Below are 22,982 nucleotides of genomic sequence, written 5' to 3'. Positions count from 1 at the left end.
TTTTTATAGCCATTATTCAGCTATACGTCAGGCGAATTCTGCCATAGTTATCCTATTGAAGCACTTTATTGCATATATAAATGCGCCATATTGCATTACAGGATTCAAAATCAAGATAAAAATAAACTTTAATTGTATATCTTTGCAATGAATCCCAGAAATTTCTCAACCTATTTATACTGTTGCAAAATTATGTATATGATTACATTCAAACAAAATCTTGTACGGTAATAATAATAATTCTTTGGAGACACTATGCTACGATTACCGATGTGTACAAAATGCGGCCAATCAGAAGAGTTTATGGTAAGTGAGGATGAGCAATATATTTGTGTCTGCGGCCATCAATTCCGCCCTAATTTCGATACTCGCATCAACACACTGCCTGAGAAACCGAAACAAGAACCTTGGCAATTTTCAGCACTAATCCCTATCCATTGATCAACCCACATCTGCAGTGCCGGTTAATTCATTCTCTTTTACCGGCACCAACATTCTCACATTATAAAAATAGAAACCCCATTTTATCGATTGCGCGTCCCGCAATTTAAGAAAATATTGTTAAAAATACGTTTACATTTAACCCTTGGAATATTTATTCATAACATTTTCAATTAAGTCGAGAGTCACTCTATCTCACATGTTAAGAATAAATTAATTTCACACCCACCCTTTCAGTTAAAAAACGCGCGCAAACTCGTTAAATCAACGTTAAATTCGAAATTAATTTCAATTGAACAGCGCTCATTACCGACCTAGCTGACAACACTTCAATTAAATATAAGACACTGATTTAAAATTATTTATTTTACAACATGAAATACTGCAACGCTAATTTGCATGTTTTCCTTTCACACAGTGTGACTTAGATCACGCTGACTGTGGCAAATTTCGTGCTAACTTACCTTCCCGTCTACAGATGAAATATCTGATTCATTGTTTCATATTTGTAACCTTTCTTGGTTGCGCAATCATGCCGTTTGGCAAGACAAAACAATAATTATTTCAGAATCATATTCATGAACTGTCGTATAAGGACGTTCCCGTTTGTTCTATTAGCAAATGATTAGTAGGACACCATTTACAGGATATAAAGTATGAGTGTTACGAATGAATCTTGGCTGACCACACTAAATGATGGGCTAAATTCCGTCATTGGAGCCATTAACGGAGTACTATGGGGCCAGCTACTTGTTTACTTACTGGTTGCAGTAGGTATCTACTTCACTTTTCGTCTCGGCTTCATTCAAATTCGCCAATTCAAACATGCTGTCGAAGTGCTAAAAAGTGGTCGTGATGTCGACAATGGCCTGAGTTCCTATCAGGTATTCTGTACCTCTATGGCAGCTCGCGTGGGTACGGGTAACATGGCCGGTGTTGCTGTTGCACTAACGGTAGGTGGCCCTGGCGCCATATTCTGGATGTGGCTGATTGCCCTGTTCGGTATGTCAACGGCGTTTATTGAATCCACATTGGCCCAAATCTACAAAACCAAAGATGTCGACGGTCAATACCGTGGCGGCCCTGCCTACTACATGGAAAAAGGTCTTGGCCAGCGCTGGATGGGGTCTTTGTTCTCTGTCTTCTTGATCATTGCCTTCGGTTTGGTTTTCAACGCCGTACAGGCAAATACCATTACCGATGCACTGAGCCACTCTTTTGGTTTCGATGAAACTATCATGGGTGTGGTCATCGTTGCTTTCTCTGGCTTCTTTATCATGGGCGGCCTACAGAAAATTGCTCAGGCATCATCCCGCATCGTACCTGTCATGGCAATCGGCTACCTGGCCATTGCAATTGTGATTGTGATTATGAACATCACAGAACTTCCAGCTGTACTGTCTCTGATCGTGAAGAGTGCGTTTGGCTGGCAGGAAGCGGCAGCCGGTGGTGTGGCCTACACCATTGCGCAAGCCATGCAGAGCGGTATTGCCCGTGGTCTGTTCTCGAACGAAGCGGGTATGGGCTCAGCAGCCAACGTAGCCGCCAGTGCGACACCAAACCCGAACCACCCTGCCTCTCAGGGCTTCGTTCAAATGCTAGGTGTATTCGTTGATACCATCGTGATTTGTACAGCATCTGCGGCCATGATCATGTTGAGTGGCGTAATGGACCAGCCTGATGCTGCAACCGGTATCAGCCTGCTACAGCAAGCCTTGACCAACGAACTGGGTAGCTGGACAACATACTTCATGGCAGCGGCTATTCTATTGTTTTGTTTCTCATCAATTATTGCTAACTATAGCTACGCGGAAACAAACGTGATGTTCCTAAACGGCAACACAAAGAAAGGCCTACTTGCATTCCGCCTGTGCGTACTGGCAATGGTTATGTTCGGCTCTGTAGCTTCTTTGCCTGTGGTTTGGAACCTCGCCGATGCATCAATGGGCATGATGGCCTTGATCAACATCGTCGCACTAGTTTTGCTTTCAAAACTGGCAATCAAAGTCATCAAAGACTACGAACTACAGCTGAAACAAGGCAAGATGCCTGAGTTTGACCGCTCTAAGTTCCCAGAACTTGACGAACTTGACGGCGCATGGCATCCGGAAGATAACGCAGAGCCGATTGCATCTAGCAAATAAGCTTCGTTACCCAACCCCAAGAGCCAGCAATATGCTGGCTCTTTTTTTCAAGCTGGCTTATTTTCTCTCCCCCCCCTCCTCCGCTGCATACCACATACCAGGTATACCTAGCACCCCCTCCATCGCCCAGCTATCCGACACTATTTATGCCGTATAGATACAAAGAACATTGAGCATCTAAATCGATGATTAAAGAAATTGACCATAAAAAAATCCCCATCAAGAATGGGGATTTAATACAGTTGATATCAGATGGGCATTATTTATTAGGCATCAATGCGCTCAGCCGTTATACGAATCACATCAACAACTACATTGCTGGCAGCCTCAAGCGAGCTCACAGGCAAGTATTCATAAATAGAGTGGAAATTATGGGCTCCGGTAAAGATGTTCGGGCATGGCAACCCTTTTTGCGACAACACCGCACCATCATAACCGCCACGCATCGGAATCGCATTCATCTCGATCCCATTACGTGAATACGCCTCTTTGGCTATATCAATAGGGAAACTCGCTTCGCCTTCTAGACTATTAGCAACGTTTTCATAACGGTCAGACAAATCAATGTGAACGGCCTGCTCCCCCCACAACACTTGACAACTGTCGGCAAGCTTTTGCAAAAATGCCATACGATCAGCATAGCCTTGCTTGCTGAAATCACGAATATCCATCTTCAACACGGTTTTTGCACTGTTACCAGCCAGCTCTTTCACCCAATAGTAACCCTCGCGGCCATCGGTATATTCTGGCGCTTCCCCCGGCGGCAACATCGCAATGAATTTATGAGCCATCAACAAAGAGTTCTTCAGCTTACCTTTCGCCGACATCGGATGGGCAGACTGACCGGTAAACGTCACCACGGCATTGCCTGCATTCCAGTTCTCATGAACAAATTCGCCAATGCCACAGCAATCTAAGGTATAGCCAAAGTCAGCACCGAATTCCTCTACATCAAATGCCTTAGCACCTCGCAGCCCCTGCTCTTCATCAGGGACAAAAGCCACCTTCACCGGGCCATGCTCAATAGATGGGTTCTCCACCAGCACTTTCACTGCGTGCATAATGGCAGCAATGGCAGCCTTGTCGTCGGCACCCAACAGGCTTGTTCCGTCGGTAACAATAATTTCCTGTCCACGATATTGTGCAATTTCAGGAAATTCCGCTTCTTTCAATACAATATCCAGCGCTGAATTCAGAACGATATCGCCACCGTTATAAGCTACAATCTGCGCCTGTGTATCATTAACCTGCTCGGCACTGGTATCTAAGTGAGCAAAAAACGATACCGTAGGAACGCATTTAGAGGTATTGCTCGGCAGTGTTGCCGTCAGGATCGCCGTATCACGCAAACGAATATCTTCTAAACCCAATTCCGTCAGCTCACGAGCCAACAACTGAGCCAACTCCATCTGCCCCGGTGATGAAGGCATAATGCCAGCAGCACCTTTATTCCTGTCTGTGGTTGTATTAATCCGGGTATAATTCAAAAAGCGTTCAACAATTGTCATGCAACCTTCCTTCTAATTCACCTTACCGTTAATACCTCGGCCATGAAAACAAGACAATAACCAAGCCTATCGGTAGGAGGGATTCAATCGTCAGTACTTTGCAATCAAAGTACTCACGGCTGAACACCTAATAACAAAACTCGCCGCTTAATAAAATACAGCGGGCGATATGCCCGCTGTATGATCTTCAGCTCACATTAAACAAGAATTTGTGAACAGATCATGATAGTCACCAAACCACCCAACATAGGGATCGCCGTACGCTTAGCCAATTCAATTGGAGAGACATTAGCAACTGCCGCACAGGCAATAACCACACCGGCAACCGGTGATGCTGAGCGCATCAAGCCCGCAGCCAACTGCATAGGCAGTGCGACATGCGCAGCGGCCGTACCCACCTGAGCCGCAACATCTGGTGCAAGGTTAGAGAAACTAAAGAACGCAGCATTACCAGAACCTGACAACATGGTGATAGTAACGATGATACCCACCAGCATCACAATCATCGCGCTGTATCCCAAACCAAGGTTTGACGCAGAGTTAAGAAGAAGATCAATAAAACCAATTGCTTTTAGGCCAACAACGAAAACCTGGGCAGCAATAATCAGGGTCACTACGCCAGAGAATACGTTGCCCATACCTTCTAGATACACTTTCAGTGATGCCGCCACTTCTTTGCCGTCACGGCTGTAAATGAAATCACATACCATCGAAACAAATAGCGCGATAAACATTGCTGTTACCACGTCCATTTTAATCGTGGTGATGGCAAACTTACTGAAAGTAAGAAGTAGCAACAGAGGCAATACAGGTAGGAAAGCAAACCACTTCGGCGCTTTACGCTGCTCTTTCGCTTCCAGGTTAAACTCATGCACAACACCATTTTCTTCATCTTTACGGTCAAAATAACGCTGGCTGACAAAATGAAGAGCGGCAATCACGATCATCGCAGCAATCGCGACTGGCAACTGGTAACTCGCAAAATAAGTCGCAACATCAATGCCAGACACTTCCGCCGCTTTGTTTGCAGCCGATGAGGCAGGTCCCAAATCCAAACACCCGGTGGTAGCAACAACCGCCGCCGCTGCCGCGGGGTTACAACCAACACCAACAAGTACCGGATACATCGCAACCAATAGAAGCAATGCCAAGCCCGTCGCACTAGGAATGAAAATATTAATCAACTGGCCGATAATATAGGCCATTGCTAACACCAAATATGGATTCTTGATATGAGAAAGCGGCTTAGTTGCAATCTGCACCATCGCATTTGCCGCACCAATATGCCCCATATATTTAGAGAAGCCACCTACAGCCATGATAATCAGGCCGAGCTTAGCTAGAGTACCAGAAGAAATAACTTTAATTACTTCGAAAAAGTCGACAACAATAGAGCCGGTATGTGTACCACCTTTCGGTAAGAAATCTGTGTTACCGTTGATCACACCAAGCATGATCATCATTAAACCAGCAAGGAACAAAACGGCCTGGGTATTATATTTTTTAACAATAAAATACCCCACACCAAATATTGATGGCAAAGCTAAATACGTAATCATTATCGACCTCTTCGATCTTAAATTAATAAATCAATAATTTCAGGGTGAATGAAGCCACCCGTCTTTAAAAACAGGAACAGAATAATTTGAAAATCTAGTTAACTTTTAAACACCCCAAACTCATCAAAGAGATTTTCGATACGTTTGAATCGATAGTCTTTTTCTTGATGGTGGGATAACCCCTTGATCAGCGCCTCGATAAGCGCAAAACCTGCAGCACGGTTATTGAAAAATCCCGTCCCAGCACTTTCAACATTAAAGAGCACATCACAAAATGAAACGAAAGGATTCACTGCTTGATCGGTAATCACAACGATTTTCCCGCCACACTCATGAAACCAATGGACAAGTTTTACAGTAATATTTGAATAACGATGATAGGAAATAGCTAATAATATATCTTCTTTACCGACATCAACTAACTGATGAGGTAATGTTGATATATCTGCTTTTAATAAAACAACATCCTTGCGTAAATAACGTGCAAGCATGTAAAAATAACTTGCAAGTGCTTCAGATGACGCACTACCAATAACATACAACTTACCTCTTTGATCTCGCATAATATTGACAGCATTTTCAAAATCCTGATCCGAAAGCGCATCAAATGTTTTTTCCATGTTATCCATAATTTCTGCGTAATGGCTGGATAACAGCGTTTCGGCATTCCCTTCACGGGCAGGATCGGTAGTGTGATATTCGTAGCGCTCGATAGGCGTCGTTAACGTTTGGGTTAAATCCTCGGTAACTTGCTTTTTGAATTGGATAAAACCTGAGAAACCCAACCGTTGAAGAAAACGTCCCAAGGTAGCCTTGCCTATTCCGATCTGCCTGCACAGCTCATCAATTTTGGCAAAGGGCAAAACAGTATAGTGATCCATAAAATACTGGGCTATCCGTTTTTCAGCATCCGTATGTGAATCAAACCGATTAACTGCATTGATGAACTCTTGCTTATTCATTACACATCCATTCGCATTTTCAGCCTACTAAGAGTCGCTTTCCTCCTCATAGACGGCCATAACTTTCCTGTTCTTGGCTGGAGCTGCCACTCCGACGTCGTGGGTATTAATTCCCGCCCAGCACTCTATGTGGGAAATTTTTCCATTCATGACAAAATGATGCAAGGGAATACATTTTTCCCATTATTAATTTGTGATCATTCCCTTACCTGACACATGAAAGAGCAATTCATTAATGATGAATGACAAAAATCGCCACACAAGCGCAACAATCTATACCGCAAAAGCATCACTTATCGCTGAATTTAATCTAATTTTTATCAAAACAAAGTCCACTTACGGTTTTTCCTGAAACAGGGCAAATATGCGTCAATTTCCAAGTCTACTCAGATCTAAATTTCACAGGAAATTTTTCCCAGCTCTGTCACTGCCCATTTTACAACCAGTGACGTGTTGAAAAATACACCAGTTACATGTTTTCTGATTGCCCAGAGACAAGGGAATATCCACGATATAAAAAGTGATGTTTAAAGACGATGATATTGAAAGTCTTTTTCTCTCAATAAGTTATAAAAAACGAAAACCAATCGTTTGCGCAACCGAATAATATAATAGTGATCTCAGTTTTGTTTTTTTGCAATTGCCTGTAAAAATCATCTCGGATATAGTCCCCCCGCCTCATATATCTCTGGCTTTTTCACTGGTAAACCCGGTTTATCACACTATAAAAATGACACTGTGTCCTTTTTCGCTGTGACAGGAAGAAGGTCCAACAGGTCAAGCCCAAGGTAAAATAATGAACATTTCAAAGCCTCTAGTAGCATTGTCCGTAGCCATGGCCCTAACTGGTTGTGCGCAGTCTCCTTTCGCTACCGATGATAGTTTTACCCTTACCGTTGCCCATATCAACGACACCCACTCTAACTTTGATCCGGTGAAGTCAAGCTTCAAGGCCAACGATACCTTGGTATATAACGAATTTGGTGGTTACCCTCGACTACAGACCATGGCTGAGGAATACAAGAAAGCCGCCGCCGATGAAAACCGCAGCTTCTTGTTCCTTCATGGTGGTGACGCATGGCAAGGCAGCGCTTACTTCAAAATTAACGAAGGCGCAATGAATGCCGAATTGCTAAGCCGCATGGGACTTGATGCAATGGCGCTTGGTAACCATGAGTTCGACCTCAACAATGCCAAGCTCAACGCCTTCATTAGTGACATCAACTTCCCTGTTCTAGCTGCTAACATCGACACCAGCAACGATCCTGACCTGAAAGACCAAGCAAACCTCAAGCCTTATATTGTTTTCGCATTCGACGGTAACAACAAAGTTCAAGTCAACGACCTCAATAACCTTCCTAAAGACAAAGACATCGTTGCCGTTTTCGGTATTGCCCTTGATGATATGCCAAACCTTGCACCAAACACTGGCAAGGTCGAATTCGAAGACATGGTGACCTCTTCCCAGCAGACTGTCGACTTCCTGAAGTCAAAAGGCATCAACAACATCATCGCCCTAACCCATATCGGCAATGCAGTTGATTTGGATGTCGCCTCTAAGGTAAATGGTATCGACCTTATTGTTGGCGGCCACTCGCATACCCTATTGGGCGATTTCACCAACATCGGCCACGACAATGCCGGCATCTATGCACAAATGGTCAATAACCCGAATGGCCAGAGCCAAACCTGTGTTGTCCAGGCTGGTGAATATGCACAAGCTATCGGCCAACTAGATGTTACTTTCGACAGCAAAGGCAATGTTAGCAACTGTGCAGGCCTTAACACGCTGCTGACCAACGATGAATACTTCCACTCACCAATGCGCGAAGCCAGCAGCAAATTCAACGCTGAAGAAACAGCTGCCGTTGTTGACTTTGTCGAAGGCGAAGAGAATATTGCGATCACAGCGGAAGAAGCCGCTATGCGCCAGCTCATCGACAGCAAGTACAAGCCAGCGGTTGTTAAGGCATACGGCAAAGTTATTTCTCAGGTGCCAGTAGAGATTAACCACGAGCGCCGTCCGGGTGACCGTGGTACAGACAAACATGGTTCTGATGTAGCAACTATTATCGCTGAAGGCCAATACTACTGGGCAAATACCCCTGCCGTACAAGCAGCGACAGGCATGAAAGTGGACTTCTCGCTAATCGGCGCTGGTGGTATTCGTACCAACTTTGAAGCTGGTGAATACCGTGAAGGTAATGTTTCGCTAGAAATGCTGCCTTTCTCAAACTTCATGTCTGTCGTACCGTTGAAAGGTTCAGTTGTGAAGTCTCTGATCCAAGAGACGATTACTGCAACCCTACCAGAAGGCGCTCACGCAGGTAAATTCCCATACGGCGGGCACATCCGTTACCAGTACACAGAAACCACACCACACAAAGCCGGTAAAGTGGATTTTGTTGAAGTGATGACTGGTACAGAAGCCAACCCAGTATGGACGCCAATTGACGACAACAAGATCTACAATGTTGCGATCAACAACTACAATGCGACAGGTAACGATGGCTGGACGGCACTGTACAACGCGCAGAAAGACTCATCAGACCGTGTTGACCTTGCTTACGTAAATGGCAAAATCACAGGCTTCCCAGTGCAGAAGATCGATGAAGTGAACGGTAAATACAAAGTCCGTTACGAAGGTCAGGCACCTAACTGTAAAGCAGCCAACACTCGCTGTAATACAGATGCACAAGCTGTTATTGACTATATTGCCGATCAAAAACCGACTCTTAAGCCTCTGAGCTACGAAGTGGTTACTTTTGAGCGTGCAGCTAAATAAGCGCTACCGCCTATAACAAACAAAGGGCTTTGGATATCCAAAGCCCTTTTTCGTATTCCTCATAGTATTACCGCAACAACTGCTCTAATTGCCCTGTAAGCAACGCATCTGTCGGCTGTGTTCTACTAGCAAATACAGCAACCACATTGCCTTTGCGATCGATTAAGTACTTGAAAAAATTCCAATTGGGTTCAACTCCTGATTCCGCAGCCAATTGCTTGAAGACAGGATTAGCCTGCGAACCTGTTACAGCCGTTCTACCCGCCATCGGAAATGTTACACCGTAATCCAGATAACACACTTTAGCCGTGTCTGCTTCACTTCCTCGATCTTGGCGAAAATCATTCGACGGAAAACCAATAACAGCAAATCCACGACTGCTATAAGCCTGATGCAAGGCTTCCAATTGTTTATATTGCGGCGTAAAGCCACATTGGCTGGCCGTATTAACAATCAGCAGTACTTTCCCCTTAAACAGCCCACACATATCCAATTGCTTCGACGAATTTAGCTGCGTGAAAGAATGCTGGAGCAATAACGGGCAGTCGGAACTCTTCCCGTCACTCCCCCATGCCGCCTTGCTAACAAAAACACTCAGTATCATCAAACTGGCCCACAGAGCCGCACCACATCGCGGCAGCCACCTCTTGTTCATATCCACACTATTATGCATTTTCCCTCCTGCCTTGCCCTACTGAGCAAACCTATTAAGACACTGCAAGTACGTCAAGAAAGCGATTGATGATCATTTTTTACCCACTTCGAGCGCCATAGAGAAGTGATAGCTTTATCCCACCGCCGCTCTCGTTTAGACTGCAACCACACTCAATTTGCCTTAACGCCGAAGGATACCTAATGCAACAAGTAAACCTTATCCCTAACCCACAAATTGCGATTATTTTCAAAGGCTGGGCTGACGACTGGGCAAAAGAGAGCGACCCTTCCCAAAAAGATACTGCCACCAAATTTCATACTGTCTACCGCATCGCTGCCGAGTTATTTCTCAAAGGTGGGGCTGTAGAGCTATCGCTTCTCAATAACTTGTTTGAAGACTGCAAACAGAAGCTAGAACATGCCCATGCGATGATCAAAAAAATCGAATTGGCATTGGCTGACGACCCTCAGAAAGCAGAAGCCATCATTAAAAAGATCAACACGACGGCACAAGATGCAGCCCATGTCGTTCGCTACCTCGGTGAAATCCTCAAGCCATCAGCAAAATAATAGGTAAAAGGTGCCCAACGAGTTACGAATATACCGTTCAGACCAACAACTTGGGCATTCCCTTCCCCCGCAACATCCATGGCAAAATATAAAACTTATAAATAGTTATATTTCAATGCATTGTCTTGAATTTTATTGCCATAACCGCCACAAAATTCAAATAATTATTACACAGCAAGTTTTTTGTGCTCCCGTTCAAACTTTGATGCAACTGATTGCTATACCATGTTTGCTCTTCAATAAAACAGAGTGTAAATGATGGATCTCTTACTTCTTAGCAACGGTAAAATTGCAGGCAATGACAAAGTGATGGAATTTGCTCTTCCAGCAATCACTGAACTATTCACTCGCAAACAAGTGAAAAACGTGGTTGTTATTCCTTACGCCGTTATCCGTAGCAGCCATGATGATCGTACCGCTATGGTCGCAGATACGCTAAGCCATCTTGATGTGAATGTTACCGGCTTGCACCGTGCGGAAGATCCTGTGAAAGCTATCCGTGAGGCCGATGCTATCGTATGCAGTGGCGGTAACACCTGGGTATTGAATAAAACCCTTCATGATCTCGGCCTTATTGGCCCTATTCAACATGCTATCGCCAATCGTGGGGTTCCATATGTTGGCTGGAGCGCCGGTGCCGTAATCAGCGCGCCAACCATTCGCACAACAAACGATATGTGCATTGTTAGCGCGGCAATCACGCCATCGCTGAACTTGGTGCCCTTCCAAATCAATGCGCATTACATTGATGCAACCATTGAAGGCCACAACGGTGAAACCCGTGATGAGCGTATTGAGGAATACCTCATTGTGAACCCTCACCAATCAGTGATCGGTATTCCTGAAGGGTCATGGCTAGCAGTATCCGGCAAGACCATGACTTACGAAGCAGCGAACGGTAAGCCTCTACACTGGTTCAAGCTAAACCAAGAGCGCCGAATGATCGAAGCTGGCAGCGATGTAAGTGAATTGCTTGGTCTTGATGGCTAACAATTTCGCCACCAACAAAAAAGCACAACGATATGTTGTGCTTTTTTATTCGCTAATCAAAAACAGCCTGAATTACTGTTGTGGGAACACCGTATTGAGCTCATCGGCAAGACGATAGCCGGCCTTAGCAAGACGTTGCTTAATCTTCTCCTGCCCCTGCTCAATATAGGCTTGGGACGGTTTGCTATCGATCTTAGGCTGGTAGGCAAAATCGGCAAGATCATAGCTTTCTTCCACCCATAGCGACACATCACCCGTATCACCCAGCATCATGTCAGCACGCGGATACGCTTCTTGAAGAGAAGCGGCAAATTCATGAATATTATGTGGCTTTTCCAACAGCCCCATTCCACTATCCCATAAATGGTGAAGATCTTTCTCCGGCACATCCAGCGTATACAAGTTACCGCCAAAATCACTCTTACAACGCCACTTACTAAGACTATAGGCCACAGAGTGCATTGGCTGATGGGAGTCACCGGCAATATGGCTTAAAAACATCAAGCTAGCCGCCTGAGGTTGTTGCTGAAATTCACTATAAAGGTAGGTACCAACCTGGCGAATATTAGGCTCTTTAACAAAGTTACACTGGCTTGTCGCGGGATACGTCAGATTAATATAATGCCACTGACCCGTTTGCTTCTCGTCCCACTGGTTAAGCGGGGCAGGAATCGTTTCTCCCATCTCTTCCCATACCTCGGAAGCGGGCTGCTTGCGAATCATATCAGGCACCATCGCCAAGGCAGCAAAACGGCTCGCACCTTCGAAGCTGTCCATCTTCTTCTGTACATCAGCAGGCAATGATTCATACGCTTTCTCAGCAAGTATGTCTACTTGATGGCGAGCGGTATCATTAAGGTTTTGATAGGCGATCTCCCCTACTGCCACATGGCCTTGGTAGTTCCATGCCATCGCGGTATTCGGCAACGCGACAACGGAGAACGCAACTACCGAAATCGCCATTGTTGACAATGCCGTACCCTTTGAAGACGAATTTTCCATGTTTTCACCATTTACATTTTGTTACAACCTGCGAGATTAAGCGCCTATTTCAATGAATAATCAACAGTTTTATTCTAAAAAAGGATTTATATTACCTCTTTCATGCTTACAAACTTCAAACCTACTGCTCAACGCCTCCTTTGACTTTTTTCTTCAGATTAAGCATGAATGTTTTGAAGTGAGGCATAAAGTCGGTAAACAATGGATGCTTACGGTTCTGCATCATGAGTGGCCCAAGCAGACGCAAGCCGATCCCCATTTGGGTTGCTGATTTTTCATCCAGCCCACTACCCTGCTTGAGCTTTTCAACAATTGCAAAAATATCCTCTCGATCTTCTACATCAAGCTGCATACTTTTTGGATTCTCTGTATCCATATTTTCAATGGTAATGCGATACCCGCGTGATTTTTTAGTGCTCGTTTTCATCTTCGACCTCTGATTCCTATTGATTAGAAGCTTCTCGACCAAAAGTATCTACCTAGGCCAGCTTCTTCATAACCTTATCCATCACTTGAAATACCCATGAATAAGGTTGATAATGTCAACTATATTGACTTGGTTGATAATGTCAACCAATTTATCAGCAGGTAAATATCATGAAAGAAACAAAATCAATGGAATCGATGCATCATCTGGTTCACCTTATAAAACGAAAACTTCACGATCATGTTGAAAATCTTGAGCTTAATATCACTCCAATGCATGTGAGGGTAATGAAAATTATCCATCGAAAATCCAACTGCTCCGCGGTCGATATCGCTTCGTTTCTGAATCGCGACAAAGCTCAGGTAACACGCCTGCTCAACACTCTGCTTGATCAATCACTGATCACCAAAGCCCCTAACCCAGAAGACAAACGCAGCCAACGCTTGCTACTCACACCAGCCGGCAATGAAATCATCAAGCAGATGGCAAATATTGATACGCAGCTCATCGAGCAAATGACCCAAGGCATAACCCCTGAAGAACTTACCGAGTTTGAACGTATTGCCAATAAAATGGCTGAGAATTTATACAATTCATAAAAAAGCACCCATCGTGGGCGCTTGATAAAGAGTTCTGCAACAGCCGTAATTAACAAAAACAATAAAGCCAGAGCAAGGTTTCCCCTACTCTGGCTCATGCAAACAGTCATACAAAAGTATCTCGTCGCTTAGAGATGGCGATTCAATACTCTTGATTACCCTCACTGGCTACATTATAACGCTGCAAGTTTCACGGCATTACCCAGTACGTTCAGGCATGTCAAACGACCAACGCCACCCGGCACTGGGGTAATAGCGGCAGTAGTCTGTTCATTATGGTGGTGAATATCCCCCACCAGCTTACCTTCGATACGGTTGATACCCACATCGATAATCAGTTGGCCTTCAACAAATTGATCGCTATTAAGCGTTCCGTGGTAGCCCGTTGCAACAACAACAACGTCAAAACTGCTCCAGTCAACGGCTGCCATATCCGAGCGACTATTAAAACTCGACACGGTACTCTGGCGGTTAATCAGCTCAATCACCAAAGGTTTGCCGACAATATTACTACGACCAACCACTGCCACTTTCAATCCTGAAAAAGCATTCTCGCCACAATGCGATTCGATAATATCGATGGCCGCCTGAACTGTGCACGGCAGCACTGGTGCGTGGCCAAGGACCAACAAACCAAGCGCTTCACTGCCGAAACCATCAACGTCAACCTTGGCTGGCAAATCAGGCGCAACCAAACCATTTGGTAACGGTAGTTGGAATAGAATTGGATGAGTGGCATTAGCGGCAAGGACATCGAGATCAGACTGCATTGTCCCAACCTCAGGCATCACGATATGATGGCAAGGAAGGCCTAGCTCTTCAAACAAACGGAGCTTATTGCGAACATATACTTTACTGGCAGGATCATCACCAACAGTGACAATAGTCAGGGCGACAGGCAGCTTATCTGCCTCTATTTGTGCTTTTAGCTCTGCGAGCTTCTGTTCATAAAGGGTATTTATTGCTGCTTTCATGAGTCACTACTACTTAATCGACATTGATTCGATTCTACTCGCCCAGCCATTCAACTCAATAAAAATCTGAATTAGCTCATAAAACCAAGGTAACAATGGCTCTTTAACAGCAAAATAAACCTCACAAACCGCGCAATTTCAACACTATATCCCTTCTGAATTTGACATTACCCTGAAATTTCTCCGGATTTTACGTGGTACAAATAGGACAATCACACAACAAACCATTATTTGAAGCACTGAGAGAGCCGTTATGACCCAGACAAAGACTCTTAAAAAACTCTTTTCTCGCAAAGCCTGTGTTGATCGTGTCAAACGCTACCAAGGTAAAGTACGTGCGGCCGTCATTGCCGGCCAATTCAATGAAGTAGAACAACTACTCTGTTCTTTGGAAACCGCCCAGAAACAGCTTGAGGCTGTTTATGCTCACCGTTAAGAAATCATCGTGACCAACATCGCGGGTAGGATGCAAATAAACCAGAAATACCCGTCGAAATTGGAAGCCAAAAGAAATACAGACCTTGAAGTACTTGCTAGCATTTTATCTACCACTAGCATGTAGGCTAATTTGTGAAAGCACCAATCCATCCTGTCTTGAAGGCGTATGGGTAATGAGGGAATAATAATGGGCAATGCGGCAAAAGTAGGCGATCTCGGCCCCAGCATGATGGATTTCATCCAACAAAAATTATGACTGGAGCCGCTACGGTCTTTGTTGACGGTTTACCTGCGGCACGCAAAAGTGATCCACTATTCCCTCACGCAAAACCAGATAACCCGCCCCATCCCAGGAAAATTAAAGAAGGCTCTCCTTTGGTATTATTTGAAGGCAAAGAAGCCGCACACTCCACTCACTCTATTGATTGTGGGGGAATAATAGTCTGTAGCAGCACGGTTACTATCGGCTAAGTAGCCAACTTATAGATCCCGGTAGAGACGCAACATATCCTGATGTTGAATACCATGTTCAAAAATAGGCTTAGGATAATGCTCAATAAAATAGTCTTTGACTACGGCATCAACCCGAAACCCTAAACGTTGATAATACGTAAGTTGATACCCAAAGGTTCCCGTCCCCAGCTCGACACGTTTTACATTTTTTGTCGCTAGCTGAGCCAGGGCAAAACGCAGCATATCCGATCCAATCCCCTTTTGTTGAAAATCGGGATAAACGGAAACATTCACAATTTCAGCAATACCCTCGTCTTTCAAGGTTGCCACACAAACGCCAACAACCCGCCCACCATATATCGCAGCAAAACACCATGAGTCTTTAAGATAGGTATTAATGCTCGCCTCTGACGGGTCTGCCTCCAACAATAGCGGCAACGGTACGTCACTTGTCTTGATTTCTTGATACTGCACGCCTACCTCGATGTCATACGTCTTAATTTTGTCCAGATCCAATATAAAGGCATTGAAAGAAAAAGTATCACCACACACACTTCGTGCTTTGAAGCGCTTTCAGCAAATGCCTTAACTTTTTGCGAAGAACAAAATACGCCAACACAAATACAGATCAGACCAAGTGATATGATGGCCGACATAATCACATATTCTATATGTTGTGACGAATCTAAAAGGCTAACTACAAATACCGAGATAACGGCAAATAGTCCCCCCAGAGTAACAAGATAACTTCTCGAAAAAATGTCTTCATCCAATTCGGAGAAAGATCCTTGCCTTATCATTTCTTCCCCTTCCAACTATTCCCATCACCACTTTATTTTTTTCAAAAACGTGCGTACTAGCTGATAAAAATGTACGGGAATAATAACAAAGAGTGCTGTACCACGATCAAAGTGGGGATTGAGTTCACAATAATAACGAATTTCGGGCTTATCACTGCTGCGCAACATCGCTAACTCTTGCGCACTGTAATTACTCTTTCTGTCGACTGCGGCTAAACAACGAAGATGGTTTTTTTCGCACTCAATGCCATCAGGATTAAACTGAGCAAAAAGATCGACGGGCGCCTGGAGGGCAAAATGCGGCCAGATGATTGCCGTATTCTTGGCGATCGCACGATACATAGCAGGACTTAGCATAGTGTCAGCATAATAGTGTTTGCGCCACGGGCGCTTAAGCCAACATTTCACGCTTTCCTTCAAGGAAAAAGCAAACGTATTGCTTCCTTGACGATAATTAGGCAAAAAAGCTGCTGACGCTTTGATAACGGTGCAATTGTCTATATCCGTAAAAGACAGCAGGCAATACCCAACTACTTTTTCATGATGCAGGTATAGCCGTAACCGTTTTTGGTACGGTGCAGGATCGTCAAAGTATTTGGCTAAATACTCATCGGCGTCTATCTGTAAAAAACTCGCACATACAATCTGCCGCAGCGAATCCCTTATCGTTGCCGATAACCACTGTTTAGACTGCACCAAATCAACAATACAAAGCTGGCTGATAACAAACACTCCCTTGTTGTCAGTTTAAAGGCAATAACTCACTCAAAGCTCTTCCCCACCTAATGATAGGCCCAGCACACCACAAACGGCATCACAATCTCCACTATAAATCAGATCACTTACAAAAGATTTTCCATCATCCTATATATCAAGGTGAGCACCGCCATCTTTTAGGCCTTTTAACTGCATTTCTAACAACTTATCAAAACTCTCACAAAACACCCGAGATTCACTCGGTTCGCCATAGTAAATACACACAATCAGGTGAAATTCTGCTTTGTAGCGTCACTTAGGTATACTCGTTAAGAGTCTCATTGATAGAGATGATAACAAATTGGGGGTTGCAACTACTTATTTTCGGTATATATTAGGCACATAAAACTACTGGATAAATAAACATGACTTTACAAACCGACCAGCAGAATGCGGCTAACGACAAAGAAAAAGAACTGAAACTCAACAGCATTGGCTCTGCCCAGCGCGAGCGCTTGGCGTTCATTGATTTTGCGCTCTACTTTCTTGGCGAAGTCACACGGAAAGATCTCATTGATCGGTTTGCAGTAGGTCATGCAGCCACAACCCGCGACTTTGCACTGTACAAAGAAATTATCCCCAATAACCTCAAGCTTGATATGCGATCAAAAAAGTATTACAAGCAGCCAGAGTTCACGCCACTGTTCGAGCTCGACCTCAGCAAAACATTGGCAACTATCGCCCTTGGTTATGGTGATGGCTTCTCTGGTCATCAGGATTTTCCTATCAGCTGCGAATCGCCTAAGTCCCTGACTGTACCTCGCACGCCTATCATGGCAGCGCTATGCGAAGGGATTTACCGTAACAAGCTCATTGAAATTGCGTATTTCTCAACCTCCAGCGGCAAAAGCACACGTGTGATTGCACCACACAGTTTGGTTAACTCTGGCAACCGCTGGCATGTGCGCTCTTTCGATCGAAAAAACAACCAGTTTATGGATGTTGTGTGCAACCGCGTTATCTCTGCCCTCTTACTGGAGGATTCTCCACAAAGCCACGAACGCATTGAGTCAGATAGACAATGGCAAAAGTTTATTGAACTGGAATTGATTCCACACCCAAAACAGAACAATCCAGAAGCCATAGAGCTTGATTTTGAAATGAAAAATGGCAAAAAGATTATTGAAGCACGGGCGGCACTTGCTGGCTACCTGCTACGCAAGTGGGAGGTCGATTGCAGCCAAGATGGCAGCCTCCACCACACTGTCGGTTACCAGCTTGCCCTAGCAAATCCTCAGGCGCTCTACCAAGTAACCAGTGCCTGCCTAGCCCCTGGCTATCGAGAAGAGTAAACGCTCCCTTGTAAAACTAAAAAAGAGGCATTTAGCCTCTTTTTTTGACTTGTTTATTGGCTCATTTACTCAGCCTACCCGCGACTATTTCGGGACATTAAAGCTTTTATCGCCACTACAAATAAAAGTGTAATAGCTCTTACGTTCGTGAAACGCATTGAATCCCTTGCCTTGGCAATACGCGCCATTTAACTCTTGCATATAAGCGAGGGTTCCTTGATCTTTTACCAAAAAGTAGCTGTCATTTTCACAAACAATTCGGATCTTTCCATCATCCCCCAGCGAGTAGGATTGCACTTTTGCCCCACACAGCGTGAAACTCGCCTCTACATACTCGTCTGCCCGCTCATCAACCGATTTACTACAACCAACGGCAAATAATGGCAATAACAAAATACTCAGCAGATTCTTCACAGACACCCCAACTTATTTTTGTTATCAATACATTGAGTCTAGTCACAGAAAACTGATCGTGCCATTACAGAAGAATTTTACCCGTTCATAGGCTTTTTCTTGCCCTTACCATCTTCAATCCGACGTCGGTGCCAGATCGAATAATGGCGCAAGCCAGCCGGGCCATGGGCGATAACAACCGACATCAGTAATACGAAAATAAACAGTTCAGGCTTCCATTGCGGTACCAAGGCAAAACTTGCAATCATCGCCAATTTTACGAAGGTCAAGACGCCTTTGAGCTGAATCAGCCACAAGCGCGACTGACGAATCTCAAAGATCACCATAAGGCACCCCGTGACCATCGCCATTATCCACCAATGCAGCCATAGTGTTTTATCCACACCATAGAAAATGCCACCAGCGCTACCCGCAATCCCCAAAATATGAAACGCCCGTACCGCAGTCTTGCTTAATCGCTGGATCCAAAACCGCGTTTCAGACATGCCGAATTGCTCATTGCCAAGGGAACGATGATTTGATTCTGAAGAATGGTGCTTTGAGGATTTTTTCATGATGTCATCAGGGTATGCTTGAATCGGACGGCAAGCATACCCTTCTCGATAAGGTTGCTCAAGCAATCAGTCGCCTGCGCTACCATGCATGTATATTTTGAGCCTGTTAACGTGAAGCCGCTATAAGCTCGATGATCTCGCCATCTTTGACAAAATAGCAATCCATACCAGCCGCTGAGGCTGCCTGCACGCCCATTGGCGTATCTTCAAATACCACACATTCTTCCGGTTGCAGACCAAGACGGCGAGCTGCCTCTAAAAAGGTATCAGGATTAGGCTTATGCTTCTCTACGTCATCGGCCGTGACCAAAGCATCTAGCAAAGACAAAATACCCGTTTCGGCCAATAATGGCTCGGCATGTATCATTCGAGATCCTGTGCCTACGGCTATCTTTTTGCTGTCCTTGTTATCGAGCAGGATTTGATAGGTCGATGTGATAACATCACCCTTATGTTCGATTTGCTCATAAAAGGCATATTTTGTTCGGGCTAATCGCTGTACATCGAAATTCTGCTGGAAATAACTATTAATTTCCTCTGCAATGCGAAAACTCGGCTTACCGCCTAAGCTATACATCCACTCGCGATCAAACGGAATCTCGTGGATTGCGCAGGTCTTTTCCCATGCATCCAAATGGGCCGGCATTGAATCCACCAATGTTCCGTCCATATCAAAAATAATGCCTTTATATGCAGATAAATCCATGTTTTTCCTTTGCTAATATATTACGACTTACTTTTCTATTGTGTCGTTTTCAGCAACTAACAGCAATCCCTGCCCACATCAAAATACACCAAGCGATGGCTACTTAACCTCAAGGCGTGCCAACCCCCATTTTTTTGCAATACGATCAAAGAAACCTTGTGTCCTTTTTAGCTCAATCCAGTGATTAACATAGTTAATCCACACCTGATCCTCTTTAGGAAGAATCATCGCCACTGGGGACGGACGGCGCATACCATCTACCCTCGCAATCGCTAGTTCAGGATAACGGCTAACAAGTATAGCGGCCTCGATATTGGAAGTAACAATGGCCGTTGTCTTGTTATCTAACAAGTACTGTTTGACCAGTGTTGGATTATCGGTGCTGTGCTGACGAGCATTAGGCAGCAGCTCGCTGATAATCATATGCTGCACCGTTCCCGGTACAGACGTCAGCACCACTGACTTGCTATTGAAATCAGACCACTTGCGAAAACGACTCTGATTACTCTTTTTAATGACTGGCACAAACGCCAAGTAAAAATACGTATCGCTATATCCCGCCACCTTGGCCCGCTGCATATTCAGCGATGCACTCCCGGTCATATCATATTTGTTAGTAATAATACCATTGACCAAGGTTTTCCATGTTGTCGGCACATACTCAACGGTAACACCGAGATCTTTGGCCAACTCTGTGGTGACATCAATATCAAACCCGCGGTAAAAATTTGTGGCAGGGTCTCGCATCGTCATAGGTTGCCAGTCACCCGTTGTACCTACACGCAAGGTGCCACGATCAATAATTTCACTCAACCGACTCGCTGCGACGCTCGCACTTGAAACAAAAAAAGTTAAGATAACCAAACAAATAAAAGTAAATCGGGACGGTCTTTTCTGCATAACACCCCCTGACAAGGCCCACGAGTATATCCGATTTAAAGATAGCAGTTATTTATCTTACTCATTTGTCCTTTTCTATCATCCACAGCCCTATGAATAGTTAATCTCGCAATTAAGATTGTCAGGATCTGACCATGTACCCCTTCAGAAACAACTCAACACTCGAGCGCAGGTACGCATAGCGTTGAGCGGTATCCTCTTCCGCATCCTGGCCGAGATAGGCCCAATACACTGAACGACCGTGCAGCATCAGTAACAACTGAAATGCCGCCTGCTGGCAATCCATCTCTGGCTGTAATACACCTCGTTCAACCAAAATCTGACAATATTCAGCCACCATATCCGCCGTATATTGCGGGCCGGCATTAATATACACCTTGGCAAGTTCAGGATGCGTCTCACTTTGGCTGACTGCAGTTCGGTATGTATATCTCGCTTCATCTGATAACAACATAGATTGAAAACGACAGGCAAAATCAAATAAAACATCTTCTGGTGAGCGACAATCATCAACCAATGTTGTATCAATCTTATTAGCCGCACAACTTGCCCGAATACAGGTATCAAACAGTTCATCTTTCGTTTTGAAATGAGCATATACCGTTTGCTTAGATACTTTAGCCTTATTGGCGATGGCATCCATACTGATTCCATACCCCTGCTCGCCAAATAATTCTGAGGCCGCATCTAAAATTTGTTGGCGCTTCTGCGCACTTCTTGAATTTAACACGTAGTAACCTTTATCGAATTAATGAAACGTTTTTAATACAATCAAACTAGACAGTCTAGTTTTATTGGATTATTTTTTAAACGTAGACCATATCGCCTACATCAACAACAACATCATCTCAGGGACATACTCAATGAACAGGCTAAAGGTATGCAAAGCCGCACAAGTGATTGTATTATCAATATTATCGTATACTGTCACTGGCTGTAATAGCTCCTCTTCGGATCGTACACATCAAGCCACAACCGATCCACATCCCGCGATCCAGACCTTTAGCCTCACGTCTTCCGATTCTTACACTGTTCAACGCGAGTATGTTGGAATGGTGCAAGCGGGGCAGCAAGCAAACCTCGGGGTAGAGCTCGGTGGAAAAATCGCACAACTGTTTGTTGATGTCGGCGACAACATCAAAGCCGGAGAACCTATCGTCAGGCTTGATACCCAGTTATTACTCACACAGGCCGATCAATTACGAGCACAGAAAGCCCAGATAAAAGCCCAGTTGGTACTCATCGAAGCCAATCTAAAGCGGCAGAATGCGCTCAAAACAAAAGGGTTCAGTGCCGATGCTGAAATTGACAATCTCAGCAGCCAGCGTAATGCCCTCAAGGCAAACCTACGCCAGCTTGATGCATCACTGGCGGCCAATCAGCTTCAGCGTGACAAATCAACGGTATATGCCCCCTATGATGGCACTGTCAGCGCAAGGTATGTCTCGAAGGGAGATGTCGTTGGCACCGGCTCACCGACAGTCACCCTGCTCGCTTCAACAAACAAAGAAGCTCATATCGGTATTCCTGCCAAACAGCTGGCAAAACTTGTCACTGACGGAAATTGGGTGATCAGAATCGGCCAGTCTAGTTACCCTGTCACATTACTTAACCCGGGAGCTCGTGTTGATCTGGGTTCACGAACGGTAAAACTCCGATTTGCTCTGCCTGAGGATGTTCAGGCTATTGATGGCGAGCTGGCTTACCTTCAATTTAATGATCGCCATAACTCGACAGGCTATTGGATCCCATTATCGGCGATGACAGATGGTCTCCGAGGGGTATGGAATGTCTTTATCGTTAATAAAGACAATAATAACGAGCAACGTATCGAACGGCGCTCCATTCAGGTTCTCTATGCCAATAATGACAATGCATTTATAACAGGGGCCATTGCAAGTGGTGACCTCATCGTCGCCAGCGGCCTCCACCGACTTGTCCCCGGCCAACAGGTAACCCCTATCGTAACGCCACCGGTATCACTGATTCATCATCCCGATCGAACTGAATTACCCCACCCTATCACAGCGGCTGAGAATAAGGCAGAATGATGA

Annotated in this window: 23 protein-coding genes; 9 read left to right on the top strand and 14 right to left on the bottom strand. The window is 44.7% G+C overall.

The window, feature by feature from the left end:
- The first annotated feature begins 1,097 nt into the window (after positions 1-1,097).
- A complete protein-coding gene (locus ABT56_RS12740; protein WP_047879252.1) occupies positions 1,098-2,585 on the top strand; it encodes an alanine/glycine:cation symporter family protein in 1,488 nt (495 codons plus the stop codon).
- A gap of 266 nt (positions 2,586-2,851) precedes the next feature.
- Here the strand turns inward: ABT56_RS12740 and pepT are convergent, their stop codons facing one another.
- From pepT to ABT56_RS12725, 3 genes are all read right to left on the bottom strand, one after another.
- On the bottom strand, positions 2,852-4,093 hold the full coding sequence (pepT, locus tag ABT56_RS12735; RefSeq protein ID WP_047879251.1) for a peptidase T: 1,242 nt from the start codon (positions 4,091-4,093) through the stop codon (positions 2,852-2,854).
- Positions 4,094-4,290: 197 nt separating this feature from the next.
- Positions 4,291-5,652 carry a C4-dicarboxylate transporter DcuC gene (gene dcuC, locus ABT56_RS12730; RefSeq protein ID WP_047879250.1) on the bottom strand — a complete coding sequence of 454 codons (1,362 nt, stop codon included), beginning with the start codon at positions 5,650-5,652 and terminating at the stop codon, positions 4,291-4,293.
- Positions 5,653-5,750: 98 nt separating this feature from the next.
- The gene (locus tag ABT56_RS12725) at positions 5,751-6,614 is read right to left on the bottom strand and encodes a MurR/RpiR family transcriptional regulator (protein ID WP_047879249.1); all 864 of its coding nucleotides are present in this window, start codon (positions 6,612-6,614) and stop codon (positions 5,751-5,753) included.
- A gap of 796 nt (positions 6,615-7,410) precedes the next feature.
- Between ABT56_RS12725 and ABT56_RS12720 the strand changes: the two genes are divergently transcribed.
- Positions 7,411-9,399, top strand: coding sequence for a bifunctional metallophosphatase/5'-nucleotidase (locus tag ABT56_RS12720; protein ID WP_047879248.1), 1,989 nt, complete (start codon positions 7,411-7,413; stop codon positions 9,397-9,399).
- A gap of 67 nt (positions 9,400-9,466) precedes the next feature.
- On the opposite strand, the gene ABT56_RS12715 is transcribed toward ABT56_RS12720, so the two are convergent.
- Positions 9,467-10,003 carry a glutathione peroxidase gene (locus ABT56_RS12715; protein ID WP_047879272.1) on the bottom strand — a complete coding sequence of 179 codons (537 nt, stop codon included), beginning with the start codon at positions 10,001-10,003 and terminating at the stop codon, positions 9,467-9,469.
- Positions 10,004-10,254: 251 nt separating this feature from the next.
- Between ABT56_RS12715 and ABT56_RS12710 the strand changes: the two genes are divergently transcribed.
- Positions 10,255-10,623: a hypothetical protein gene (locus tag ABT56_RS12710; RefSeq protein ID WP_047879247.1), complete on the top strand. Its 369-nt coding sequence runs from the start codon at positions 10,255-10,257 to the stop codon at positions 10,621-10,623.
- Between the two features lie 258 nt (positions 10,624-10,881).
- Positions 10,882-11,613: a dipeptidase PepE gene (gene pepE / locus ABT56_RS12705; RefSeq protein ID WP_047879271.1), complete on the top strand. Its 732-nt coding sequence runs from the start codon at positions 10,882-10,884 to the stop codon at positions 11,611-11,613.
- Positions 11,614-11,685: 72 nt separating this feature from the next.
- Here the strand turns inward: pepE and ABT56_RS12700 are convergent, their stop codons facing one another.
- Entirely contained in the window at positions 11,686-12,615 is a 930-nt protein-coding gene (locus ABT56_RS12700) for a S1/P1 nuclease (RefSeq protein WP_047879246.1), read from the bottom strand.
- A 121-nt stretch (positions 12,616-12,736) separates the two neighbouring features.
- On the bottom strand, positions 12,737-13,042 hold the full coding sequence (locus tag ABT56_RS12695; protein WP_047879245.1) for a DUF3861 domain-containing protein: 306 nt from the start codon (positions 13,040-13,042) through the stop codon (positions 12,737-12,739).
- 170 nt (positions 13,043-13,212) lie between these two features.
- Between ABT56_RS12695 and ABT56_RS12690 the strand changes: the two genes are divergently transcribed.
- Positions 13,213-13,641 carry a MarR family winged helix-turn-helix transcriptional regulator gene (locus tag ABT56_RS12690; protein ID WP_047879244.1) on the top strand — a complete coding sequence of 143 codons (429 nt, stop codon included), beginning with the start codon at positions 13,213-13,215 and terminating at the stop codon, positions 13,639-13,641.
- 173 nt (positions 13,642-13,814) lie between these two features.
- Here ABT56_RS12690 and ABT56_RS12685 read toward each other — a convergent pair whose 3' ends face one another.
- Positions 13,815-14,615: a bifunctional 5,10-methylenetetrahydrofolate dehydrogenase/5,10-methenyltetrahydrofolate cyclohydrolase gene (locus tag ABT56_RS12685; protein WP_047879243.1), complete on the bottom strand. Its 801-nt coding sequence runs from the start codon at positions 14,613-14,615 to the stop codon at positions 13,815-13,817.
- Between the two features lie 253 nt (positions 14,616-14,868).
- On the opposite strand from ABT56_RS12685, the gene ABT56_RS12680 reads away from it, so the two are divergent.
- Positions 14,869-15,051, top strand: a complete 183-nt coding sequence (locus ABT56_RS12680; RefSeq protein ID WP_047879242.1) for a hypothetical protein — start codon at positions 14,869-14,871, stop codon at positions 15,049-15,051.
- A 251-nt stretch (positions 15,052-15,302) separates the two neighbouring features.
- Positions 15,303-15,524, top strand: coding sequence for a PAAR domain-containing protein (locus ABT56_RS23600; RefSeq protein ID WP_420835127.1), 222 nt, complete (start codon positions 15,303-15,305; stop codon positions 15,522-15,524).
- A 9-nt stretch (positions 15,525-15,533) separates the two neighbouring features.
- Here the strand turns inward: ABT56_RS23600 and ABT56_RS12670 are convergent, their stop codons facing one another.
- Together ABT56_RS12670 and ABT56_RS12665 are read right to left on the bottom strand one after the other, a co-directional pair.
- The gene (locus tag ABT56_RS12670; protein ID WP_047879270.1) at positions 15,534-15,980 is read right to left on the bottom strand and encodes a GNAT family N-acetyltransferase; all 447 of its coding nucleotides are present in this window, start codon (positions 15,978-15,980) and stop codon (positions 15,534-15,536) included.
- A 350-nt stretch (positions 15,981-16,330) separates the two neighbouring features.
- Entirely contained in the window at positions 16,331-17,038 is a 708-nt protein-coding gene (locus ABT56_RS12665; protein ID WP_240478312.1) for a hypothetical protein, read from the bottom strand.
- A 389-nt stretch (positions 17,039-17,427) separates the two neighbouring features.
- Here ABT56_RS12665 and ABT56_RS12660 point away from each other — a divergent pair, with 389 nt between their 5' ends.
- Entirely contained in the window at positions 17,428-18,354 is a 927-nt protein-coding gene (locus ABT56_RS12660) for a WYL domain-containing protein (protein WP_047879241.1), read from the top strand.
- Positions 18,355-18,438: 84 nt separating this feature from the next.
- Here ABT56_RS12660 and ABT56_RS12655 read toward each other — a convergent pair whose 3' ends face one another.
- The 5 genes from ABT56_RS12655 to ABT56_RS12635 all read right to left on the bottom strand — a co-directional run bounded on the left by ABT56_RS12655 (position 18,439) and on the right by ABT56_RS12635 (position 21,658).
- On the bottom strand, positions 18,439-18,768 hold the full coding sequence (locus ABT56_RS12655; RefSeq protein WP_047879240.1) for a hypothetical protein: 330 nt from the start codon (positions 18,766-18,768) through the stop codon (positions 18,439-18,441).
- Between the two features lie 77 nt (positions 18,769-18,845).
- A complete protein-coding gene (locus ABT56_RS12650) occupies positions 18,846-19,322 on the bottom strand; it encodes a hypothetical protein (protein ID WP_205626082.1) in 477 nt (158 codons plus the stop codon).
- A gap of 106 nt (positions 19,323-19,428) precedes the next feature.
- Entirely contained in the window at positions 19,429-20,028 is a 600-nt protein-coding gene (locus ABT56_RS12645; RefSeq protein WP_047879238.1) for a beta-phosphoglucomutase family hydrolase, read from the bottom strand.
- 99 nt (positions 20,029-20,127) lie between these two features.
- Positions 20,128-20,928: a transporter substrate-binding domain-containing protein gene (locus ABT56_RS12640; protein WP_047879237.1), complete on the bottom strand. Its 801-nt coding sequence runs from the start codon at positions 20,926-20,928 to the stop codon at positions 20,128-20,130.
- Between the two features lie 121 nt (positions 20,929-21,049).
- The gene (locus tag ABT56_RS12635; RefSeq protein ID WP_047879236.1) at positions 21,050-21,658 is read right to left on the bottom strand and encodes a TetR/AcrR family transcriptional regulator; all 609 of its coding nucleotides are present in this window, start codon (positions 21,656-21,658) and stop codon (positions 21,050-21,052) included.
- 133 nt (positions 21,659-21,791) lie between these two features.
- On the opposite strand from ABT56_RS12635, the gene ABT56_RS12630 reads away from it, so the two are divergent.
- Positions 21,792-22,979 carry an efflux RND transporter periplasmic adaptor subunit gene (locus ABT56_RS12630; protein ID WP_047879235.1) on the top strand — a complete coding sequence of 396 codons (1,188 nt, stop codon included), beginning with the start codon at positions 21,792-21,794 and terminating at the stop codon, positions 22,977-22,979.
- Positions 22,980-22,982 lie beyond the last annotated feature (3 nt).

Source organism: Photobacterium aquae, from assembly GCF_001029445.1.
Classification (GTDB): Bacteria; Pseudomonadota; Gammaproteobacteria; order Enterobacterales; family Vibrionaceae; genus Photobacterium; species Photobacterium aquae.
The sequence above is the reverse complement of the archived record's forward strand: the minus strand, read 5'-3'. Positions and strand labels throughout refer to the sequence as shown.